17 protein-coding genes are annotated in these 21,425 nt (G+C 40.6%); 14 read left to right on the plus strand and 3 right to left on the minus strand.

Features of this window, described 5'->3' with window-relative positions:
- Positions 1 to 19: 19 nt before the first annotated feature.
- A complete protein-coding gene (nadA, locus tag V6252_RS00200) occupies positions 20 to 1,159 on the minus strand; it encodes a quinolinate synthase NadA (protein ID WP_425355830.1) in 1,140 nt (379 codons plus the stop codon).
- 360 nt (positions 1,160 to 1,519) lie between these two features.
- Here nadA and V6252_RS00205 point away from each other — a divergent pair, with 360 nt between their 5' ends.
- The 3 genes from V6252_RS00205 (at position 1,520) to V6252_RS00215 (ending at position 4,516) form a co-directional block, all read left to right on the plus strand.
- Positions 1,520 to 2,551 carry an NUDIX hydrolase gene (locus tag V6252_RS00205; protein ID WP_296207406.1) on the plus strand — a complete coding sequence of 344 codons (1,032 nt, stop codon included), beginning with the start codon at positions 1,520 to 1,522 and terminating at the stop codon, positions 2,549 to 2,551.
- A 160-nt stretch (positions 2,552 to 2,711) separates the two neighbouring features.
- Positions 2,712 to 3,572, plus strand: a complete 861-nt coding sequence (gene nadC, locus V6252_RS00210; RefSeq protein WP_341608831.1) for a carboxylating nicotinate-nucleotide diphosphorylase — start codon at positions 2,712 to 2,714, stop codon at positions 3,570 to 3,572.
- Positions 3,573 to 3,874: 302 nt separating this feature from the next.
- Complete coding sequence (locus V6252_RS00215; RefSeq protein WP_082624565.1) at positions 3,875 to 4,516, plus strand: MarC family protein; 642 nt, start codon at positions 3,875 to 3,877, stop codon at positions 4,514 to 4,516.
- Between the two features lie 116 nt (positions 4,517 to 4,632).
- On the opposite strand, the gene V6252_RS00220 is transcribed toward V6252_RS00215, so the two are convergent.
- Positions 4,633 to 5,235, minus strand: coding sequence for a LysE/ArgO family amino acid transporter (locus V6252_RS00220; protein ID WP_341608832.1), 603 nt, complete (start codon positions 5,233 to 5,235; stop codon positions 4,633 to 4,635).
- Positions 5,236 to 5,401: 166 nt separating this feature from the next.
- On the opposite strand from V6252_RS00220, the gene V6252_RS00225 reads away from it, so the two are divergent.
- The 3 genes from V6252_RS00225 to V6252_RS00235 all read left to right on the plus strand — a co-directional run bounded on the left by V6252_RS00225 (position 5,402) and on the right by V6252_RS00235 (position 7,572).
- On the plus strand, positions 5,402 to 6,130 hold the full coding sequence (locus V6252_RS00225) for a hypothetical protein (RefSeq protein ID WP_341609145.1): 729 nt from the start codon (positions 5,402 to 5,404) through the stop codon (positions 6,128 to 6,130).
- 175 nt (positions 6,131 to 6,305) lie between these two features.
- Positions 6,306 to 6,980, plus strand: a complete 675-nt coding sequence (locus V6252_RS00230; protein ID WP_341608833.1) for a hypothetical protein — start codon at positions 6,306 to 6,308, stop codon at positions 6,978 to 6,980.
- 40 nt (positions 6,981 to 7,020) lie between these two features.
- Complete coding sequence (locus tag V6252_RS00235) at positions 7,021 to 7,572, plus strand: hypothetical protein (RefSeq protein ID WP_341608834.1); 552 nt, start codon at positions 7,021 to 7,023, stop codon at positions 7,570 to 7,572.
- 155 nt (positions 7,573 to 7,727) lie between these two features.
- Here the strand turns inward: V6252_RS00235 and rluB are convergent, their stop codons facing one another.
- A complete protein-coding gene (rluB, locus tag V6252_RS00240; protein WP_101206234.1) occupies positions 7,728 to 8,654 on the minus strand; it encodes a 23S rRNA pseudouridine(2605) synthase RluB in 927 nt (308 codons plus the stop codon).
- A 630-nt stretch (positions 8,655 to 9,284) separates the two neighbouring features.
- On the opposite strand from rluB, the gene V6252_RS00245 reads away from it, so the two are divergent.
- The 8 genes from V6252_RS00245 to V6252_RS00280 all read left to right on the plus strand — a co-directional run bounded on the left by V6252_RS00245 (position 9,285) and on the right by V6252_RS00280 (position 21,420).
- Positions 9,285 to 10,331 carry a polysaccharide biosynthesis/export family protein gene (locus V6252_RS00245; protein ID WP_341608835.1) on the plus strand — a complete coding sequence of 349 codons (1,047 nt, stop codon included), beginning with the start codon at positions 9,285 to 9,287 and terminating at the stop codon, positions 10,329 to 10,331.
- 196 nt (positions 10,332 to 10,527) lie between these two features.
- Positions 10,528 to 12,789 (plus strand): polysaccharide biosynthesis tyrosine autokinase, encoded by a 2,262-nt coding sequence (locus V6252_RS00250; RefSeq protein ID WP_341608836.1) that lies wholly within the window; start codon positions 10,528 to 10,530, stop codon positions 12,787 to 12,789.
- A gap of 58 nt (positions 12,790 to 12,847) precedes the next feature.
- Entirely contained in the window at positions 12,848 to 14,857 is a 2,010-nt protein-coding gene (locus V6252_RS00255; protein ID WP_341608837.1) for a nucleoside-diphosphate sugar epimerase/dehydratase, read from the plus strand.
- 46 nt (positions 14,858 to 14,903) lie between these two features.
- Entirely contained in the window at positions 14,904 to 16,718 is a 1,815-nt protein-coding gene (locus V6252_RS00260) for an ABC transporter ATP-binding protein (RefSeq protein ID WP_341608838.1), read from the plus strand.
- 113 nt (positions 16,719 to 16,831) lie between these two features.
- Complete coding sequence (locus V6252_RS00265; protein WP_341608839.1) at positions 16,832 to 17,911, plus strand: glycosyltransferase family 4 protein; 1,080 nt, start codon at positions 16,832 to 16,834, stop codon at positions 17,909 to 17,911.
- Positions 17,912 to 18,112: 201 nt separating this feature from the next.
- Entirely contained in the window at positions 18,113 to 19,186 is a 1,074-nt protein-coding gene (locus V6252_RS00270; protein ID WP_341608840.1) for a glycosyltransferase family 4 protein, read from the plus strand.
- A gap of 73 nt (positions 19,187 to 19,259) precedes the next feature.
- Complete coding sequence (locus V6252_RS00275; protein WP_341608841.1) at positions 19,260 to 20,336, plus strand: glycosyltransferase; 1,077 nt, start codon at positions 19,260 to 19,262, stop codon at positions 20,334 to 20,336.
- A complete protein-coding gene (locus V6252_RS00280) occupies positions 20,326 to 21,420 on the plus strand; it encodes a hypothetical protein (RefSeq protein ID WP_341608842.1) in 1,095 nt (364 codons plus the stop codon). Before V6252_RS00275 ends, V6252_RS00280 begins: the two co-directional genes overlap by 11 nt.
- The last annotated feature ends 5 nt before the right edge of the window (positions 21,421 to 21,425 follow it).

Below are 21,425 nucleotides of genomic sequence, written 5' to 3' on the forward strand. Positions count from 1 at the left end.
TGAATGCGACTGACTCATGCTAGGCTGCCCCAACGTTAGCGAACAGCGCACGGTCTTTTACAATGTCGCCACTGGCGGCTACGCGTTGCTTTTGTGCTTCAGCAAAATCGAGCATCCGTTGTAATGGTTTCTTAGCTGCTACTGCCAGCTCAGGTGTCATTAGTACTTCACCGCTTTGATTGGTTAAGCACTGCTCAATACCTTTTAGACCGTTCATTGCCATCCAAGGACAAAACGCACAGCTCTTACAGCTTGCACTCTCACCAGCAGTCGGTGCGGCCAAGAATCGCTTGTTTGGCGAGCGTTTTTGCATCTCGTGCAATATGCCCAAGTCAGTAGCGACGATAAAGGTATCAGCATCCATCTCATACGTTGATTGCAAAAGCTTGCTAGTCGAGCCGACCACATCGGCTAGTTCAACCACACTATCAGGTGACTCAGGATGTACCAAGACTTTGGCCTCTGGATGTTCCTCTTTTAATTGCATTAGCTCAGTGGCTTTAAATTCGTTATGTACCAAGCAAGCCCCTTGCCACAGCAGCATATCTGCACCAGTCTCACGAGCGATGTATTTGCCTAAATGACGGTCAGGGCCCCAAATAATCGGCTCACCTTGGGCATGTAAGTGACGAACGATGTCGATACCGACAGATGAGGTGACCACCCAATCAGCTCTCGCTTTTACTGCGGCGCTGGTATTGGCGTAGACGACCACAGTACGTTCAGGATGGGCATCACAAAATGCTGAAAACTCGTCAGCAGGGCAGCCCAAATCAAGCGAACATTCGGCTTCTAAATCTGGCATGAGGACGGTCTTTTCCATGCTTAATATTTTTGCCGATTCACCCATGAAGCGCACACCAGCGACGACCAAAGTCTGAGCGCTATGAGCTTGTCCAAACCGAGCCATTTCAAGTGAGTCACCGACGCAGCCACCGGTTGCCAATGCCAAGTCTTGGATAAAAGGGTCGACATAGTAGTGTGCTACCAGTACGGCATTATTCTCTTTCAGTAGCTTCTTGATATTTTCTTCAACCACGATGCGTTCAGCGCGAGGCAAGTCTGCTGGCATTTTAGCCTTGGCATATTCAATATTCATCTGAGTGGCGATGCGATTGTCCGTACTCATGATAGGTGCGTCGTAAGGATATTTTTTCATAATGGCAGCCTTTTTTGGTGCAATAACGATAAATGTATGAGCTAAAAAATAGGTAATTGGGCATAACAAATTTATAAGTTACCTTAATTATGCTCATTTTGAGCATAATTACAAGTGGTTTTTTATACTCAATAAGTCAAGAGATTAGGTTTTAGTGCTAAAAGTGATGTGTAATTAAGCCGTACTGAGCTTGAAAATGGTGCTAGTTCATGCCCCTTATGACTATTTATCGTTATTGATTTTTCATACTTACAACCACAGACTATGATAGTTTTAGATTCGAGCTATACTAAGCCATACCATAGCTATTAACCCCAATAGCCTTTCACATTTCAGAAAAAAAGGATAATTCTCAAAGCCATGACGTTGTCTTATTCACATGCGCACCAGCAAGGTAGCGGCACGACAGAAGTGGTCGCCGTATTGGTCGCTATCACTGATCATATCGCGCGCGTTCTAACCGTTGACCAAGGCAAGCTATTGCCAAATGGCCCACTTATGCCGCTACATCGCTCGCTACAAGCGGGCGTACGTCAGTGGGTAGAGGAGCAAACACAGCAACCGCTCGGATATTTGGAACAGTTGTATACCTTTGTCGATACCAATAGACGTAACATCGACGGTCATGCGTTGGTGTATGTGAGTTATTTGGGCTTGGTGCAAGAGACGCAAATACAAGCACTCCAAAGCAAAGCACTCTGGCGAGATTGGTATGATTACTTCCCATGGGAAAATCATCTGGACGGTATGCCCAGTATCATTATGGACTTTATCGTGCCAGCACTACTCGAATGGGCCAATACTGCCAACGACTCGATTGTCCAACAGCGCAGGCGTCAGCGCATTGGCCTGTGTTGGGGGCTGGACGAAGCGTTTTTGACAAGTGGTAAACTCACTGACAGTCAATCAGTCCACGAACACGATAATGAAAGTAGAGAATGGATTGCAGAGCATGTATTACTACGCTATGAGATGCTTTATGAAGCAGGTCTGATACCCGAAGCCCCTAATTATCCGCCCAATTATCAGGCTGTTGCCTTGCCAGAGGACTGGTCACAGCGCATAGGTGTACCCATGTATTACGATCACCGTCGCGTGATTGCTACTGCTATCTCAAGACTGCGTGCGAAGATTGAATATAGACCGCTTATTTTTGGTCTGATGCCAGACGTCTTCACCTTATCGCAGTTGCAACAGAGTGTTGAGGCATTATCAGGAGTGCGCTTGCACAAGCAAAACTTTCGTCGTTTGCTTGATTCACAAAACTTGGTAATGGAGACAGGAGAAAGTAGCACTGCTCAGCGCGGTCGTCCTGCCAAGCTATATCGCTTCCGTCATGATATTGAATTACAGAGTTTATTGATGGACAGCAAACTTCCTAAGCGCAAGTAGTCGTTTCAAACCAGTCCGTTTTGTCTCTAAATCGGTTTGTAAAACGAAAAATTTGTCACCTTTCCTTGCAGGGGCGCTAACTTTACGCTATATTTATGCTCATTTTGAGTTTAAATAACGAGCAGTTTCTATCAATATCATGCCTAGATAAGGGTCAAAGATGACAATTGAAAAAGAGCCAGCATTGGATGACGTATTGCTTAAACCATTGGTTGATAATGCACTAACTGAAGATTTGGGTAGGCGTGGTGATGTAACCTCACAAGCTACTATCCCAGCTGATATGCAAGCGCAGCTACAGATCAAGGCGCGGCAAGCGGGCGTGATATGTGGTATCGATTTGGCACGTTTGTCTTTTGCCTTAGTCGATGCACAAATCGAGTTTATTGCACAAGTACAGGATGGAGAAACAGTAGAGGCTGGCGCAGTGTTAGCAACCGTAAAAGGTAACGCGCGTCACTTGTTGACAGCAGAACGCACGGCACTGAACTTTATGACCCATCTCAGCGGTATTTCGACAGCGACACGTCAAATTGTCGATAGTGTGGCGCAATATCCTGCGCAAATTACTTGTACGCGTAAGACCATTCCAGGCTTACGTATTGTACAAAAATACGCCGTACGCTGCGGCGGCGGACGTAATCATCGCTTGGGGTTAGATGATGCGATTTTAATTAAAGACAATCATATCGCCATTGCTGGTGATATAAAAACAGCCATTCAGCAAGCACAGAAGTTTGCTGGGCATTTGATTCCTATTGAGGTCGAAGTCGATACGCTAGAGCAATTAGAGCAAGCGCTCGATGCAGGTGTGAGTTTAGTGCTATTAGACAACATGTCGCCTGAAACGTTGTCGAAAGCGGTTGCTATGTGTCAGGGTCGAGCAAAGACTGAAGCCTCAGGTGGTATTACGCCTGAAACGGTACAAGCGGCAGCAAGTACAGGGGTTGATTTTATCGCGATGGGTTATTTGACGCATAGTACTACTGCTTTGGATATCGGTCTGGATTTTAGTGCCTAAGTACAGACGTAATAAAGACCAATAGCGATACATACGCTAGATTTTATGACAAGGGCTATCACCGAGTTAATAGATCGGTAATTTATACTGATAGCTTTTACTAACAACCTGTTAAATGCTTGTTTTTGCACTGAAGCTTTACTAAGGTGACATATAGGCGTAACGGCGCAAAGTTAATGATTTTATTAGCTTATCTGCCTATGCTACAATGCTATTTTTAGTTGCCTATTGGGTCATCGTTGCACTCGCACGATGACCTTATCTTTTTGCACAAGCGGTATCAATAGACAAGCGAGCGCTCAGTGAATACTGAAATTATCAAGATAATCCTAGCCTTTATGGTATTGATCAATCCATTTAGCGCATTGACGTTATTTTTAGATTTGACTCGCGGCTATTCGATGAACAATCGACGTAAGGTCGCGCGCGTTGCTTGTCTGACCATTTTTATCACTATCAGCTTTTTTACGATTGCAGGTGAAACGCTACTAAAAACCCTTGGTATTTCTATCGGCTCGTTCCAGTTGGCAGGCGGTATATTGGTGTTTTTAATTGCCCTAAATATGATGAATGGAGAGGGTAACCCTGTTAAACCTGATCAAGAGAACTTCGATGTTGATCATGTGAAAGATGCACCAGTCTCAATGGCAGCTGCCGTGGTTCCCCTCGCGATTCCGATGATGATTGGGCCTGGTGGTATCTCTACGGTTATTATTTATTCTTCACAAGTATCAGGTATTTTGCAGGTATCTGCCATTTTGATTGCTGGCTTATTTATCAGTCTGTTTTGCTACTTAGCATTGATGGCGGCAGGTCGTATCAGTCGCTTACTAGGCGATACTGGCTTGAACATTATGAGCCGAATCATGGGTATGCTATTGGCAGCCGTTTCTATCGAAATTATCGTCAATGGTCTGCGTACGCTTTTTCCTAGCTTGATGTAAACGATCAATACAATATTACCGCTAACCATATATATTTATACAGTGGTTAGCGGATATCAACGTCATTCATTTTATTCAACACTCAGCTTATCTATCATTTCTCAGTCATATATCCATCAGCCTTGATACAAATGCCAAGCCAGATACAGCATCAGTAACCCTACCAAAGCATCCAGTATGTTCCATGCCTTAGGCTTCTCAAATAGAGGCCTGAGTAATCGCGCACCATACCCAAGCGCAAAGAAGAAAAAGAACGAGGCGCTAATTGCACCTGTGGCAAACGTCAATTTACTGCTTGCACCCGTAGAGACCATGCCGACGAGTACCAATGTGTCTAGATAGACGTGCGGGTTTAACCAAGTAAAGCCAAAGCATAGTAACAAGGCTTTTTTTAAGCTAGTGACGACTTGTCCTTCGACAGTCAAAGCGTGTGACACACGTACGCTGGCATACAAACTCTGTAAACCATATCCTAATAAAAATATAACGCCTGCTATTTTTGCGATATCTATAACGTGAGGATAGCGAGCTGTGACTGCACCAAAACCACCAACACCTGCTGAGATTAAAAACGCATCGCTCACCGCACAAAACAAACAAACAAAAAATATGTGTTCGCGTTTGAGACCTTGTTTGAGTACAAAGGCGTTTTGGGAACCAATAGCAATGATGAGAGATAGCCCAAGTAGGAAGCCAGAAATATAATCGGGAGCATTCATAATACGGTGCTTAACGGTTGGAGTGTAGGAATGGTGACATTTTGCTTACTGGCAGGCCAGCAAAAACCTGCTAAGATACGCTATTGAATGAATGTATGCAATATGCGCACAATGTGAGTGTAATAGACGAGGGGCAGAGCAAGTCATGGTAGTCAGTTTGACAAGAATGCTACAGTCATTTGGGCAAGCTCAAGATGACCTACCGACATTGGCAGCAAAGAATGCTCAGGAGATGAGCGTCAATCATGAACAGGCTGCTGCTGCCGATAATGATAGCAATCACGCAGTACAAGAGTGTTCTACACTAACTCCGCCTGAACGTGTAAACCGCATATGTGATGCGTTGGCACAAGTAAGTGATAGCCAATCATCCACGCCTTTGACTGATCGCTATCTGAGTAATCGTGCTCAAATGCGCCCAACCAATAGACCGCCTTTTGACCCAGATACCTTGTGGTATCTCAAACATGGACGTTGTCCGATTATGACTGAGCTTGTTGATGTGGTTGATGAGGCCACCCTAAATGCCATGCCTATTGAAGCCGTTGCGATACTAGACCGTATCAACGGTAAGCTAAAGCGTTATCGTGAATGGAGTAGTGAGCTGAACGAACAGCAACAGCAGCAACACAATGAGCGTCAGTTCGTCATCGATAAATTAGTATCCGAAAGTATTCCTGAAGCATTACATCATTATGAGCAGCTACAACGCTTTAGTCCGCATCGTACCAAAAATAATATGGTGCAGGGCAAGATGACTGCTGGTGATATGCTGACAGATTTGTTCTTAGAGATTGATTATGAGCTTGACGAACTATTGGATGAATTGCATCAGACAGTTTTGAACCGCCTTGCCTCAACCCACCGTTATGTGAAGAGCCGTACGCAAAGTTAAATTTTTGCTGATGACACTTTCTCTCGTACACTTGCAAAGGTTAAGTATTATCAAAAAACACAATCGACCCAATGCATAACAATATAGGGCTTTAATAGAGCCTTATTTTTTTGTTTAATAATAACAACCATAAGAAATCAGCCACGACATTCTGATAAGTAATAAGGACAATATAATGACCCAAATGACTGCGATGTTCGTAATGTTTGTTCTGTATGGGCTGTTGCCAGCGGCTGGATTATATCTAGGTTACCGTGGCATTAAAAAAGTCACAGCACCCAAAATGCTCGAATATAAGGCGATGCCGCAACTGGGTTATATACCTGAAAAAAGCCTACCTGTCGAAGTTAAGACTGCTCTTGATCAAATTAATACAAAGGGTGAAAAGTTGCGTGTCATGTATGGCGATACCAATAATGATGGAAAGATTGATGATAAGGATACCGTCAACGAAACTTATATTATGATTCAGAACCTCATGGATAGGCACGTGCCACAAGCCCTCTCTGACTATCGCCGCTTGCATGATTTAGATGTGACGGAGGACTCGCTTGCTGACACTACCAAAATTAAGCATTCTAATGTCACGGGCAAAGAAGCCTTGTTAGACGTGCTTAAGACAATTAACACACAGTTCGATGACCTGCTCAACGCATCATATCATCAAGACGGTCAAAAACTACTTGCAACCAATCGCTATCTCCAAAAACGTTTTAACAATCCTGCTAGCAATACAGATATTCAAAAGCCCGATAGCAATGCCAATAATGATGCGAGCAGTGATGTAAACATCCAAGCGATTGAAAGCCCAACTGGCGAAAATGTGAGCGCTAAAGACATTAAGCTGTAAATACAAAGTTGAATGGTAAAAGGGTAAAGAGCAAGCGTATATGAGTATCTTAATAGGCATCGGTATTGTAACGACCGTCACTACCTTTTATCTAGGTAGAAAAGGCTGGCAAGCTTTTCATAAAGCCGTCGGTATCTCACCTGGTGTACTCACGTATCAGGATTACAATGCGCCCTTGTCATTAGCCACATTAAGTTGGCAGCAGTTAACGTTAAATAAACAGCACTTAAAAACATTGTCAGAGCAGAAACTGCGCCAGTTAAAACGTATCGATGAAAAAGTAAGCAGCTATTACGCTTATCAAGTAGCATTACAAACTCAGAATAAGACACCAGCGATAACAGAAGCGCAGTTTGTATTGAATAAAATGCTGCAAACACGGTTACCCGAAATGCTAGCTACTCATTATCAATTAACGGATATAAATGTCACTAATGAGAATAGCGAAAAGAGGTTAGAGGCTAGTGAGTTATTGCAGAGTGTTTTAGATAATATTGAACAGCGTTTGGATAGACTACTGGCGCAAATAGACGAGGAGCAGCTACAAGAGCTGCGAGTCATGAAGCATTATATTAATAGTCACGATAGCTGAGCCGTTATATCTATACTGAGCGACTGTGACGCCTGCAAACTGTGACGGCTGTAAAAAGACATAAAAAAAGCGGACAATGACTATCAATCATTGACCGCTTTTTTATGTTTATCCTAAATCTATTTAAGACTTAGAATAATGTTAAACCAATTTAACTAGCGCTTATCATTGCGATCACGGGTGTTACGTGTACCACGGCTGGCAGGGCTAGCACTACTTTTAGGTTTCGCGCTGCTGTTGCGGTTATCGCTACGGGTGTCAGTGCGACGCGCTTTAAGCGGCTTGTTTCTGATACGTTCTTGCTTTTCTTTAGCTGCGCCATGTAGACCCGTGCCATAACGTGGGCGTAAGCTGACCAAATCCGTCAACGTATTGATTTCTTTTTTATCAAGCTCTAAGAAACGACCAGTACGTAGCTCTTTTGGTAGAACAATCGTACCATAGCGTGTACGTAGTAGACGACTAACTTTTAGACCTTGTGATTCAAACAAACGACGTACTTCGCGGTTACGGCCTTCTTTTAGCTGGACGTGATACCATTTGTTAACGCCTTCGCCGCCGCCTTCTTTGATGTCTTCAAATTTGGCAAGGCCATCTTCTAGCATAACACCAGCGGTCAATGCACGAGCGATATCAGGCGTTACTTCACCTAATACACGTACCGCATACTCACGAGTGACTTCACCAGATGGATGCATCAAGCGATGCGCCATTTCACCATCATTAGTAAATAACAATAGGCCAGTTGAGTTAATGTCCAAACGTCCAACCATTACCCAGCGGTCATGCGTTAGCTTTGGCAAACGTTCAAAGACAGTTGGACGGCCTTCTGGATCTTTAGCAGAGCAAACTTCGCCTTCAGGCTTGTAGTAAGCGATAACACGGCGACGCTTCTCATTTTCAGAAGTGTATTTGATTTGACGGCCATCAACGCGAATCTCATCACCTTGCGAGACGCGATCACCGATGGTCGCAGGACCATTGTTAACCGTTACGCGGCCAGATTTGATGACTTCTTCCATTTGACGGCGTGAACCAAGTCCCATACGGGCGAGTGCTTTCTGTAATTTTTCATCTTTCATCATAATATCCTTGAGTCGGTGGGTTTACATTTCTCAATGTAAAAAATTGGATTGACTATTCTACGCTATTTTAACAAATTTAGCACGTAAACCAATACCTTACTGGTTATTAATGTATAAACAAACATGGTGCTAATCAATAAAAGTTTATTAGTCGTATACGAAATATAGACTCGAAGACTCTCAATGAGTAACTATATAAGTTAATACATAGATACAAACACTTACACTACTTTGGCATTAAAAGGATAGTTCCAATCATAAATGCAATCTAGACAATCTTTCATTAAGCTGAATTTTTTTCAAATTAAAAATAAAAACTTTATTTATTATGGAGCTATTTTCACTTCCGTTTTCTTATCGCTCAGTAACTTGGAAGTACATATTATTGTTTGTAATTAGCCGTAAATAAAGGGATTGATGAAAAATTGCAAAATAGTCACTTAATTATTTTATGACAAATTATATGTATTGCACTGAATATAGTTTAGGTGTATATTTATTAAATATATTCTTTTTTACGAATATAAATGCTGTGTTTAGGTTTACTGGTTTGATTCACAAATATAAATATGAGTAACTGTTATGGTTAATAAATATTTCATTTTTGTACACAAACGCTTCTTGGTAATGAGCATATTTTGCTTATTTCTGATGGGGTTGTTTAGTGGCTGTACGATCAACTCAGGACTTCAGTCAGGAAATCTTCCTGAATCTGGCACCTTTACCGCAGAAAACGGTCTTCAATTTCATATTCAGCCTTTAAGTCTGGCAACTTTACCGCGTACAGTGCCGCCTACTGTGACTCAAGATCTCTCTCATTTAATAAAAACCTCTGGACGAGTCAATTACGGTATTGCGAAAGGGGATATGCTGAATATAATCCTTACCAATTATCCGGATATTAATGCGTCAACTGCTAGCTTAACGGTAGATCAACAAGGGTATATACAGTTTCCATTGATAGGTAGAGTTCAAGCCAGTGGGCTGAGCGTGCCGCAGTTCACCGCTACGTTGCAAAGCAAACTACAGCGCTATCTCAAGTACTCAGATCCTCAAGTCAAAATCATCAATTACCGTGGCAGCAAGTTTTTCGTAGATGGGGCGGTGAAGCAGTCTGGTGAATTTGCTATTGCTGATGTGCCAGTGTCGGTATATGGGGCTATCTCTATGGCAGGTGGTACCACTGAGACTGGCGATTCAAATAACATTGTGCTAAATCGTCAGGGCAACAGCTATCGCTTAGGAGTGCAGTCACTACAAAGAATGGGGCTGTCTGCCAATCAAATCTATCTGCGGGATGGTGACTCTATTCACGTCAATAGCCAAAGCCGCAATAAAGTCTACGTATTGGGTGAGTTTGGCAAAATTGAGCCAGTGGCGATTCCAGAACAGGGGCTGAGCTTAGCGCATGTATTGGGCGAGTCAAATGGACTAAATTCCAATACGGCTAATGCAGCCAAAGTATATATCGTGCGCGACAACCCTCAGTACCAGTACACCAATATCTATTACGTCGACATGCAAAGTATTACAAGCTTGGCACTAGCCAGTCGCTTTGACATGCAAGCCAATGACATTCTTTATGTAGATCCAACAGGCTTAGCTCGCTGGAATCGTGTGATTAGCGCGATACTACCATCAACTTCTGCCATCAACGTGATATCAGGGTTATAAATGATAGCTAGTGGAAATACTGGATGTGCTTTGAGTTTTAATGCTGAAATTGAGAGATAAGAATAGGAAGTAGAGTGATAGATTTTATAAGGTGCGATAAGGCAGAGAGCAATCTAACTGCAGTAAAGGGCAGTTAGGGTCTTGAAGCTAAGCGAAAGCTATTAAGCGATTAACATTGAATAATGGGTATATGGTTATGAATAATATAGATTCAAAAAACCTATCGACACCTAAGGGTGACAACGACAATGACAACATCGACTTAACGGCGCTGGTTTTGGTTTTGTTGCGTGGCTGGAAAGTCATAGCACTCATGGCAGCAGTCGGACTCTTAATAGGATTTTTCTATACACACTATATTAATCCAACCTTCAAGTCTGATGCGCTGATCCAAATTGAAGAAAACTCCCAAGGAGTAGATGCGCTTGGGGCAAACATCTCAGAGTTAGTCGGAGAAGAAGCGAGCAAGGCTGAGGCAGAAGCTGAGCTCATACGGTCTCGAATGATACTAGAGCCAGTCGTCGATATGCTACATCTAGACATCAAACTGACCGATCCTAATATTGGCTATCTCGATAAAATAACAAACGACCGCATTAATACTCAGTTGAACACAAATGATGGTGTGTCTTTGAGCACAAAAAACGGGATCGTACAAATCAATCAGTTCGATGTGTCACCAGCGTATTTAAACCAATCTTTTACGCTGTCACAGTCTGACACAGGATTTGTCTTGAGTAATGGACTAGATGATTTCAAAGGACAGTTAGGTCAGCCGCATCAGTTTAATGGGGTAAACGGTGAGATTAACATTACGGTGACTGAGCTACCTGCAGACGGTTACCCTATTGGCATCACTCAGCAGACCTTAAAGACCACGACAGATGCAATGAATAGCGCCTTGTCTGTGGAAGAAAAAGGCGATAAAACCAACATTATTCAGCTGTCGATGACAGGCACAAATCAACAGCAAATCACGACCACACTTGATCAGATAGTCCAGTCATATATCGATCAAAACCAATCTCGTGGTACGGAAGAAACGACCAAAACATTGGCTTTCATGGAAACGCAGATTCCAGCATTAAAAGAAAAATTAGACACCTCTGAAGCTCAGTTCAATGAATTTCGTAAAAAGCACGGCACCATCGATGTAGGTAAAGAAGCTGAGCTGTTACTAAATGAAAAGTCTCGAATCGATGAGCAGCTCAATGATCTCAAATTAAAGAGAGCAGATCTAACGACTTACTATACCAATGAGCACCCACTCGTTATCCAGATAAATGAGCAACTAAAAGTCCTCAACAGTCGAATAGGAGCGATAGGTAGCACAGTGGCAGGACTGCCTGAAATACAGCGAGAGTTTTTAAAGCTATCAGAAGATACAGCTATCAATAGAGAGATTTACCTCACACTGCTCAAAAATTATGAACAACTAAAAATCGTTAGAGCTGGTCAGGTTGGTTATGCCCGTATTCTAGACCGACCGACCAGTACCTTCGACGCCATTGCACCAAACAAATTCCAAATTATGCTGCTGGCGTTACTCGTAGGTACTGTACTTGGGGTGATGCTGGTTTTAATCAGAAACTTAATTAGAAATGTCGTAAAGGACCCAGAGCATCTAGAATCTAAAACGGGAATTCCTGTCATTGCAACGATTCCACGTTCGACCTCGATATCTAAGTTAGGTAGGAACAAAAAAAATACTGGCCGAATGCTTGCGCACGTTGATTACAATGGCTTGAGTTATGAAGCAATTAAAAATTTACGGACAAACCTTTTATTTGGTAAGACGACGAAGACAGTAGATGAAAAGTCCGCTCAGACCATATTAATCACTGGAGAAAGCCCAGGTGTCGGTAAATCTTTTATTACGGCTAATTTGTCTGAGGTATTTGCACAGCTTGGTAAAAAGGTGCTGATTATCGATGGAGATATGCGTTTAGGGGAGCTGCACAAAATGTTTGGTATGAATCCAGACAGTGGTCTCACAGATTATTTACTGCAGGATAAAGATAGCTCTCTAACAGATAATGAGCCTCGATTAGATAGTGATATGGCTAAGTTAAACCTTGAGAGCTTTATTCAGCCGACTGGTATGGAGCATATCGACCTTATATCGCGGGGACGACCGTCGCATAATCCTACTTCGTTATTGATAGGAGAGAGGTTCAATCATTTGATGGCAGCGCTCAAAACGAAGTACGACTATATCGTTATTGACGCGCCACCTATTTTGGCTGCATCAGATGCCATGGTGTTGGCACAGCACGCAGACAAAGTACTGATCGTCACCAAATTTGATCATTCAGTAGAAGGTCAGTTGGTCTATGCCATCAAGCAGATGAGTAAAGCAAACGTACAAGTCGATGGCATCATCTTAAATGACATACAGCAAAGTATTTTGAACAGGTACAGCTATCACTACCATTATGCTTATGGACACAATTCGTAGTTAGCTACTGTTCATTGTCCATGGCAAACGAGCGTCATAACTTAAGTAGGTGGATCTTATGTTTATAAAAACAGAGTCTAACAATGCTTATCAAACGCCAAGTGACCTCAATCGATGGTCGAGGCGTATGACGCTGTTTTTATTAGCTTTACCACGCTTTGCTAAATGCTCTATCTTATTTGGTATCGATTTTTCGGTTGCTGTCCTTTGCTTGGTAGCGGCATTGGCATTGCGTCAGGGTTATGTCGATGATCAAATCGGCCTTACGGTATTAGCTTTTTATGCATTGATACCTGTCGTCAGCTTATATCTGATTGGCTTTTATAGAGGTGCCTCTAGAGGATTTTTCGATGCGGCGATGGGTCGAGTACTACAGTTGTTTTTATTACTTATTATCGTTTATCAGTTCATCATTTATGTGAACCCAGTGTCAACGATGCCGCGCTCAGCGCCAATCATATTTCTATTCTTATTCTTTATTTGGTTGTGGAACAGTCGACTAATGATTCGCGGGTTGCTGAATCGACTACAGAAACCAGACAATCAAGATCGCCTAGATAGTTGCTGTGATAACGTGATTATTTATGGTGCAGGATCGGCTGGTAGAGAGCTATTAGAGAGCTTGAGACATTCTCATAAATACAATGTAGTGGCATATATCGATGATGATCCGCAGCTGATAGGGGCTTATCTACATGGTAAAAAAATATATGCCGCTCATGCGCTACCTTGGTTGATAGAAAAATTAAATGTCGCGCAAGTGATTTTGGCAATGCCTTCTATGAGCCGTGGTCGTAAAAAACAGATTATGGATAGCCTGTCAGGCGTTTCTGTCAAATTAAAAGATTTACCGAGCTTACGAGAGCTTGCTGATGAGATCGTAACAGTCAGCCATATACGTCCGGTTGATATACTAGATGTGCTTGAAAGAGAGACTGTCGAACCAGTTGCTGAGCTCCTCCAAAAGAACATTACGGGTAAAAACGTACTCGTAACAGGGGCAGGGGGTTCTATTGGGAGTGAGTTGTGTAGACAAATCATGAAAAATAAACCTGCATGTTTGGTGTTATACGAGCAGTCTGAATATGCTTTGTACACAATCGATCAGGAACTTAGAAGCCTTGTCGCTAGTAATGTCATTAGTAATATTGAATATCAAGATACTGAGATTGTCAGCATCATTGGAAGCGTGGGTAACGAAAAAAAATTAATCAATATATTCGAAAAATACCATATAAAAACGATTTATCACGCTGCAGCATACAAACATGTACCGATTGTCGAGTCCAATCCATTTGAAGGCACAATCAACAATACTAAAGGCACCTACCATTGTGCCTGTGCTGCGATAAAGGCTCACGTTGATACATTTGTATTGATCTCTACTGACAAAGCAGTGCGACCGACCAATGTCATGGGTGCATCTAAACGCTTGGCTGAACTTGTCTGCCAAGGATTGAGCCAAAGCAACAGTCACACGTGTTTTAGTATGGTGCGTTTCGGCAACGTTTTGGGTTCATCAGGGTCTGTGGTACCACTTTTCACCAAACAAATTGAGCAGGGTGGTCCGATTACCATCACTCATCCAGACATCACGCGCTACTTTATGACCATACCAGAAGCAGCCAGTTTAGTTATTCAAGCAGGGGCCATGGCGTTCGGTGGTGAAGTATTTGTGCTTGATATGGGTGCGCCCGTCAAAATCGTCGATCTCGCCAAACGTATGATTCGTCTGACAGGGTGCGAGCTAAAAGATGCGAGCAATCCTAATGGTGATATCGAAATTGTGTTTACTGGATTGAGACCAGGTGAAAAGCTCTATGAAGAGTTAATCATTGGTGCCGACAACATAGAGACCACGTTTCATCCACTCATTATGCAAGCAATGGAGCATAGTTTTCCATTGGAAGACATCGAAGCTATCTTGTTTGAGTTCATCGAAAGATCAAAGCGGCACGATACTCAATGGTTGAAAGAACAGTTTAGGACCTTCGTTGAAGGCTACCGAGAAGGCGATGACACTGATGCCGAAAAGATAGATATAGAACTGATGGACGTAGTGAGTTAATAGAATAAAAAATTGAAGTAAGTAAACTAATAGAGTGGTTAAAAGTATGTTGCGATTAGCCAAAGAATTGTTTGCCCTGTTAACTGTAGACCAGCGACGACGTTATTTGTCTTTGCAGATCATGATGGTGTTCATGGCATTTATGGAGCTGTTGGGAATTGCTTCTATAGGGCCCTTCATGGCCTTAGTGGCTGATATGCAGCTGCTTGAAACCAATGCAACTCTTAATCGTATATATGTAGCCAGCGGTGTGAGTACACATACAGATTTTTTGTTTATAACGGGTCTGTTTGTACTGTTGATGCTTAGTTTAGCGTCTATTTTGTCGATGATTACGACATGGCGTTTGTCTTTATTTGCTTATTCCGTTGGTACAGAGATTAGTGATCGTTTGTATCATTATTATTTGCAAAAAGACTGGTTGTTCCATGCCAGTGGAAGCAGCGCTCAATTGACGAAGCAAATTGCAACTGAGGCATTAAGAGTAACAAACTTTATTATTTTGCCATTTATACAGATGAATGCTCGTCTAGTATTAGCAGTATTTATCTCAGTTAGTATCTTTATTTATAACCCATTGATAGCAACCGTAGGGGTTGTATTGTTTGCTAGCGGTTACGTAATTATATACAGAATGATTCGTAAGCGTATCGCCTTGTATGGAGAGTACGTTTCTACTACCTCAACTGATCGATTTCGTTTAATGAATGAAGGCTTTGGGGGGATCAAAGATGTACTACTTTACAATCGTAGACATGATTTTGTACATCAGTTTGAGACAAGTGGAAAGTTATTTGCGCATGCTCAAGGAGTAAATACAGCATTAAGCCAAGCACCTAGATATTTAATGGAGTTATTAGCTTTTGGTGCAATGATTGGGCTAGTTTTAGTTTTGTTGACAACACGCGAAGGGAATTTGAGCCAAGTATTACCTATATTGACCGTTTATGCTCTTGCTGGTTTTAAGTTATTGCCTGCTTTGCAGCAAATATACCACAGCGTTGCTACGATTAGAGGTAATACGGCTGCTTTTGATTCTATAAAAGAAGACTTGCTTGCATCATTGACCGTAGATAGTGAACAGGGTGCTGCTTCAGATATTGCGAGCGGTCAAACAATTGATTTAGCAAAAATCGAGACTATACGACTGAACAGGGTTAGCTTCACCTATCCTAACAAAGTAATGCCAGCATTAGATAATATAAATCTAAATATACCTATCAATTCTACAGTTGGTTTTGTCGGTGAGTCGGGGTCTGGTAAATCTACAGCTATCGATCTATTACTAGGTCTTATTGCACCAACTACCGGACAGTTAATGCTTGATGACTTAATTATCGATGAAAAAAACAAGCAGGCTTGGCAGCAATACATAGGTTTCGTACCGCAGAGTATATTTTTGAGTGAAGGTAGTATCGCTGAAAACGTCGCTTTTGGCATATGTCGTAAAGATATTGATTTAGTAAGAGTAAAACAGGCAATTAAGCTTGCCCATTTAGAGTTCTTAGTAGACAGTTTATCTGAAGGTTTAAATACTAAAGTCGGTGAACGAGGCGTACAACTATCTGGAGGACAGCGACAGCGTATTGGCATAGCTAGAGCACTATACAATCAAGCTGATGTACTGGTGTTTGATGAAGCAACAAGTGCCTTAGACGGCATTACTGAAAAAGTCATAATGGACGCTATTCAAGAGTTAAGTGGGCAGAAGACCATCGTAATGATAGCCCATCGTCTAAAAACAGTAAAAAATTGCGATATTATTTATTTTATGGAAAAAGGTAAAGTGATTGAACAAGGCACTTATCAACAGTTAATAAATAACAACCCAACGTTCGAAAAAATGGCTATGTATTCATAGTCAAAATAATAAAAAATTATTTTTATAAATCACTATTTTCTATGGTAAGTAACGATTATGAAGTTTTAACAATAAACGCAATAGGATGTATGGGTTTATTTGAGAGATAAAATATGAAAAATATATGCTTTCTTATAGGTAATCTTAATCACGCTGGCGGTACTGAAAGAGTAACCAGTTTAATTGCGAATGGTTTTGCCGAAAGAAGTTATAACATCTCAATTTTAAGTCTTGTAGGAGGCGATAACCCTTTTTTTAATCTAAGTTCTAATATAGAAAATCAATTTTTATATTCTAAGAGTGTGTCTTTTAAAAAAAGAATTTTACAAGCAATTTATAAATTACGGCAATTTGTAAAAAAGCAAAAAATCGATACGCTCGTTGTGGTTGATAGTATTTCATGCATATTTACAGTACCTGCGCTAGTGGGTTTGAATGTCAATCATGTTTGCTGGGAGCATTTTAATTTTAAAAATGACTTAGGAAAACCTGTTAGAAGGTTAGCTCGTCAATTAGCCGCACGATATTGTGATGCTGTAGTGACTTTGACAGAAAGAGATAAGCAGTACTGGTTAGATGGCACACATCATAGGTCTCAAATAGTAGCAATACCTAACCCCTGCCCATTTCCACCGCAGACATATATCAAAAAAGAAAACACCAAAATCGTATTGGCAGTTGGTGGGTTGACTCAAATAAAAGGCTTTGACATGTTACTTGAGGCTTGGGTGCAGGTAAATAGCTCTATGCCTGATTGGAAGCTAGTCATAGTTGGTGAGGGAGAGGATAGAAATAAAGTAACAGGATTTATTAAAAGGACCAAATTGACAGAAAGCGTGTGCCTAGTAGGTAATACCTCTCATATAAGTAGATATTATGAACAAGCGGAAATATTTTGCTTGAGCTCTCGTTTTGAAGGTTTTCCAATGGTATTACTTGAGACGCTGGCTTTTGGACTACCTGTTGTTAGCTTTGATTGTGATACAGGCCCTGCAGAAATATTAAAAGGTACGGGTTCTCTCTTAGTGCCAAAAAATAATACTAAGCAACTGGCTTCAGCATTGATAAAGCTCATGAATAATAAAGAAGATCGAAACATGATTGGCATAAAAAGTAGGGGGAAATCTGAAAAATATCAACCTAAAGAAATAATAAACCAGTGGGTTTTTTTGTTAGAGGGTCTAAAAAAATAAAATTAGTTTTTTTATGACTATATTAACTCCGATAAGAAATTAAGTGTTTTTTGGGCGGGTAATAATTATCAATATAGTTTTAGTATAAACATTAATAGTATGAGATATGATCAATATTTAGCTCGTGCATATTCATAAAAGCTACTTATATAAAATCCATTTATATTATAGCCTTTAGAAATAAATAATAAGGAGATCGACATGAAAGTTCTAATAGTAATTAGTAGTGTCAATAGCTCGGGTGGTACTGAGCGAGTAGGATGTATACTTGCAAATAGCTTATCTGAAGTAGGGTATGAAGTAATACTAGCTAGCATATCCTACGGAGATAAACCTTTTTTTCCTATAAATAAAGAAATAAAACTAGTGTCTCTAATGAGTTTTTCAGACCATAGGTTGCTCCGTATTCCTAATACTATTTATAAATTAAGGAAGCTACTAAAAGAAGAGGAGATTGATGCATTGATAGTAGTAGAGACGTTATGCTCTCAATTTACTATACCTGCCACCATTGGCTTACCAGTCAAGCATATATGTTGGGAGCACTTGAATTTTAATCACGATTTAGGAGTTAGAAGTAGAAGAGTCGCTCGTCAATTAGCCGCACGATATTGTGATGCAGTAGTGACTTTAACGGAAAGAGATAAGCAGTATTGGTTAGACGGCACGCATCATAAATCGCAAATCTTAGCAATAGAAAATGCTTGTCCATTCCCACCACAAGACTATATCAAGCGAGAAAATACAAAAACTGTATTGGCAGTAGGTAGGTTGATTCAGGTGAAAGGCTTCGACATGTTGCTTGAGGCTTGGGTTCAGGTAAGTGACTTTATGCCAGACTGGAAACTAGTCATAGTTGGCGAAGGGAAAGAAAGAGACAAACTCACAAAATTTATCGAAGAGAATGAGTTAACTGAAAAAGTGTGCTTGGTGGGTAGGACTTCGGATGTAAGTAAATACTATAAAGAAGCAGAAATATTTTGTTTAAGCTCTCGTTTTGAAGGTTTTCCAATGGTGCTGCTTGAGGCGTTAGCTTTTGGACTACCTATTGTTAGTTTTGATTGTGATACAGGCCCTGCAGAAATATTAGAAGGTACAGGTTCAATTTTAGTACCGAAAAACAATATCGATGAGCTTGCTTCAGCCTTGATAGAACTGATGGATAATAAAGAAGATCGAAAAATAATTGGCTTACAAGGAAAGGAGAAATCTAAAAAATATCAACCTAAAGAAATAATAGGGCAGTGGATTGGGCTATTAGAAAAGAGTGACTAATTATAGAATAAATAGAATTAAAATAATGGATGTATGCCTACTCATATAACAATTTTATAGCTATAGGATAACAATGAAAATACTATATGTTATTACAGGCTTAGGACAAGGAGGCGCTGAACGAGTTGTTTGTGACTTGGCGGATGCCATGGTCCAAAAAAGGCATCAAGTTAGAATTGTGTATTTTGTAGGTGAGGTACTTACTAGACCAATATGTGAAGGTATTGAGTTAACGAAAGTTAGCTTGACTAATCTAATCTCTCTACCTGCTGCATATATTTTGCTATCAAAAATAATTAAAAGTTATCAGCCTGACGTTGTGCACTCGCATATGGTCCATGCAAACATTTTGACGCGCTTAGTTAAAATAGTAACTCCAATGAATAGATTGATATCCACCGCCCACAGTAGCAATGAGGGCGGTGCACTACGTATGCTAGCTTATCGACTGACCAACCGCTTAGCTGATGTAAGCACCAATGTCAGCAACACGGCAGTTGCCTCTTTTGAATCAAGATATGCAGTACCAAAAAAAGGAATGAAAGCTATATATAACGGAGTGAATTTTGATGACTTTAGTTATAGTACGCAGGCAAAAATTGCAATAAAGGATGAGCTCGGGCTAGATCAGAACTGCAAGGTAATCTTAGCAGTTGGTAGGTTTAATAAAGCAAAGAACTACCTTAATCTCTTGAGGTCCATAAGATTTTTAAAAAACGCTAATTCTATTCCTTTTGTACTGATTATTGCAGGTGATGGTGAATTAAGATCAGAAATTGAAAGGCATATTATAGAGTTGGAATTAGATAAAGAAGTTATTTTGTTAGGTAGAAGGAGTGATATATCAACGTTGATGAGTGCTTGTGATACGTTCGTTTTATCATCTGATTATGAGGGGCTGCCGACAGTGTTGATTGAAGCTTTAGCTTGTCAAGCAAACGTCGTTTCTACTGATGTTAGCGGCGCCCGTGAGATATTAGACGGTTATGGAAGTATCGTACCTATTCGTAAGCCTGAAGCTTTAGCAAAGGCCATCGAAGCTAATTTATTAATTGAACAGAAGAACATTCTAGGTCGACAATATGCCAAAGACAAATTTGATATAAAGATTATTTCTGATGAATGGGTGGAAATATACCATGAGAAATAAACAGCAATTATTCGAGAGATTTTCTAACTCTAATATATTTTTGTTAGTTACCGCTATCTTTTTCTCAAAAATAATTGCATTTGTACTGATGGAATACGATATTTTAATAATAAACTTGGGCGGTGGCAGCGATGCTAATTACTATAACTCTTATGCTGAAGGCTTTACAGATACCGCAGTAAATATTTGGCCAGTATTACTAAGGTGGTTAAACGATTTTGGCTTGTATTCGCGTGATTTGACTACTTACTTCTTATTTTTTCTAAGTTTAATAGCCATTCCCATTATGGTAGTTAGACTTTCAGGCATAACGTTCAAAAGAAATCAAAAATACTATTTATACGCTCTTTTAGTTTGCTTGATTCATCCAACGATATTCTTTTTTTCAACAGATATATTTCGCGATATATTTATGGCCTTTAGTTTTCTATTAGGATGCCTGACAGTAAAGTGGTTCTTAAACAGTCATAGTGTCGTTGGTGCTGTCTTTTATTTTTTATTATCTGTGGCGATTGGATTTTTCTTAATAGAGATAAGACCTTATTTAGGGTATGCCTACTTGCTTAGTCTACTTTTCTTAAAAATAAAATTTACTAAAAGTAGAGCTTTTTATTTAGGTCTTCTCTATCTTGGACTTCTGTTTGCAGCAAACTATTTAGGCGTTTTGGACTTGCTAACTGAGTATCGGTCTGGATTTGAAGAGTCGGAAGGTGGCTCGACTCTAGGTCTCAGCTTCTCTAATCCTATACTATTTATACCTAATTTTATAATTAGCTTTTTGGGACAGATGCTGGGCTTGTACATTACTAACCCGCTAGCGCTTGTACTATTCGTACTCGAAACCGTTCCTTTCTTTTTCATGCTCATATATGTATTAAAGAATATTAAGTTAGCAGACAGCTTTGTACGTTTTCTCATTATATTTTTCGTGTTCTACGGCAGTGTTTGGCTGATCGGAAACGATAATTTAGGCACCGCAGTACGTTTAAGGATATACAACTATTTGGCTATATATATCAGTTTTTTTTATATCTTAAGGCTTAAAAGATCGTCTTTTAGGAAGTCCTCCTCAAGTAGAGTATAGGTGGT

The organism is Psychrobacter proteolyticus (assembly GCF_038155145.1).
In the GTDB taxonomy this organism is placed as follows: domain Bacteria; phylum Pseudomonadota; class Gammaproteobacteria; order Pseudomonadales; family Moraxellaceae; genus Psychrobacter; species Psychrobacter proteolyticus_B.

Excerpts from the sequence above, each read along its gene's own strand:
- nadA (WP_425355830.1), bottom strand. The coding sequence starts at position 1,159 with ATGAAAAAATATCCTTACGACGCACCTATCATGAGTACGGACAATCGC.
- V6252_RS00205 (WP_296207406.1), top strand. The coding sequence starts at position 1,520 with ATGACGTTGTCTTATTCACATGCGCACCAGCAAGGTAGCGGCACGACA.
- nadC (WP_341608831.1), top strand. The coding sequence starts at position 2,712 with ATGACAATTGAAAAAGAGCCAGCATTGGATGACGTATTGCTTAAACCA.
- V6252_RS00220 (WP_341608832.1), bottom strand. The coding sequence starts at position 5,235 with ATGAATGCTCCCGATTATATTTCTGGCTTCCTACTTGGGCTATCTCTC.
- V6252_RS00225 (WP_341609145.1), top strand. The coding sequence starts at position 5,402 with ATGCTACAGTCATTTGGGCAAGCTCAAGATGACCTACCGACATTGGCA.
- V6252_RS00230 (WP_341608833.1), top strand. The coding sequence starts at position 6,306 with ATGACCCAAATGACTGCGATGTTCGTAATGTTTGTTCTGTATGGGCTG.
- V6252_RS00235 (WP_341608834.1), top strand. The coding sequence starts at position 7,021 with ATGAGTATCTTAATAGGCATCGGTATTGTAACGACCGTCACTACCTTT.
- rluB (WP_101206234.1), bottom strand. The coding sequence starts at position 8,654 with ATGAAAGATGAAAAATTACAGAAAGCACTCGCCCGTATGGGACTTGGT.
- V6252_RS00245 (WP_341608835.1), top strand. The coding sequence starts at position 9,285 with ATGAGCATATTTTGCTTATTTCTGATGGGGTTGTTTAGTGGCTGTACG.
- V6252_RS00250 (WP_341608836.1), top strand. The coding sequence starts at position 10,528 with ATGAATAATATAGATTCAAAAAACCTATCGACACCTAAGGGTGACAAC.
- V6252_RS00255 (WP_341608837.1), top strand. The coding sequence starts at position 12,848 with ATGTTTATAAAAACAGAGTCTAACAATGCTTATCAAACGCCAAGTGAC.
- V6252_RS00260 (WP_341608838.1), top strand. The coding sequence starts at position 14,904 with ATGTTGCGATTAGCCAAAGAATTGTTTGCCCTGTTAACTGTAGACCAG.
- V6252_RS00265 (WP_341608839.1), top strand. The coding sequence starts at position 16,832 with ATGAAAAATATATGCTTTCTTATAGGTAATCTTAATCACGCTGGCGGT.
- V6252_RS00270 (WP_341608840.1), top strand. The coding sequence starts at position 18,113 with ATGAAAGTTCTAATAGTAATTAGTAGTGTCAATAGCTCGGGTGGTACT.
- V6252_RS00275 (WP_341608841.1), top strand. The coding sequence starts at position 19,260 with ATGAAAATACTATATGTTATTACAGGCTTAGGACAAGGAGGCGCTGAA.
- V6252_RS00280 (WP_341608842.1), top strand. The coding sequence starts at position 20,326 with ATGAGAAATAAACAGCAATTATTCGAGAGATTTTCTAACTCTAATATA.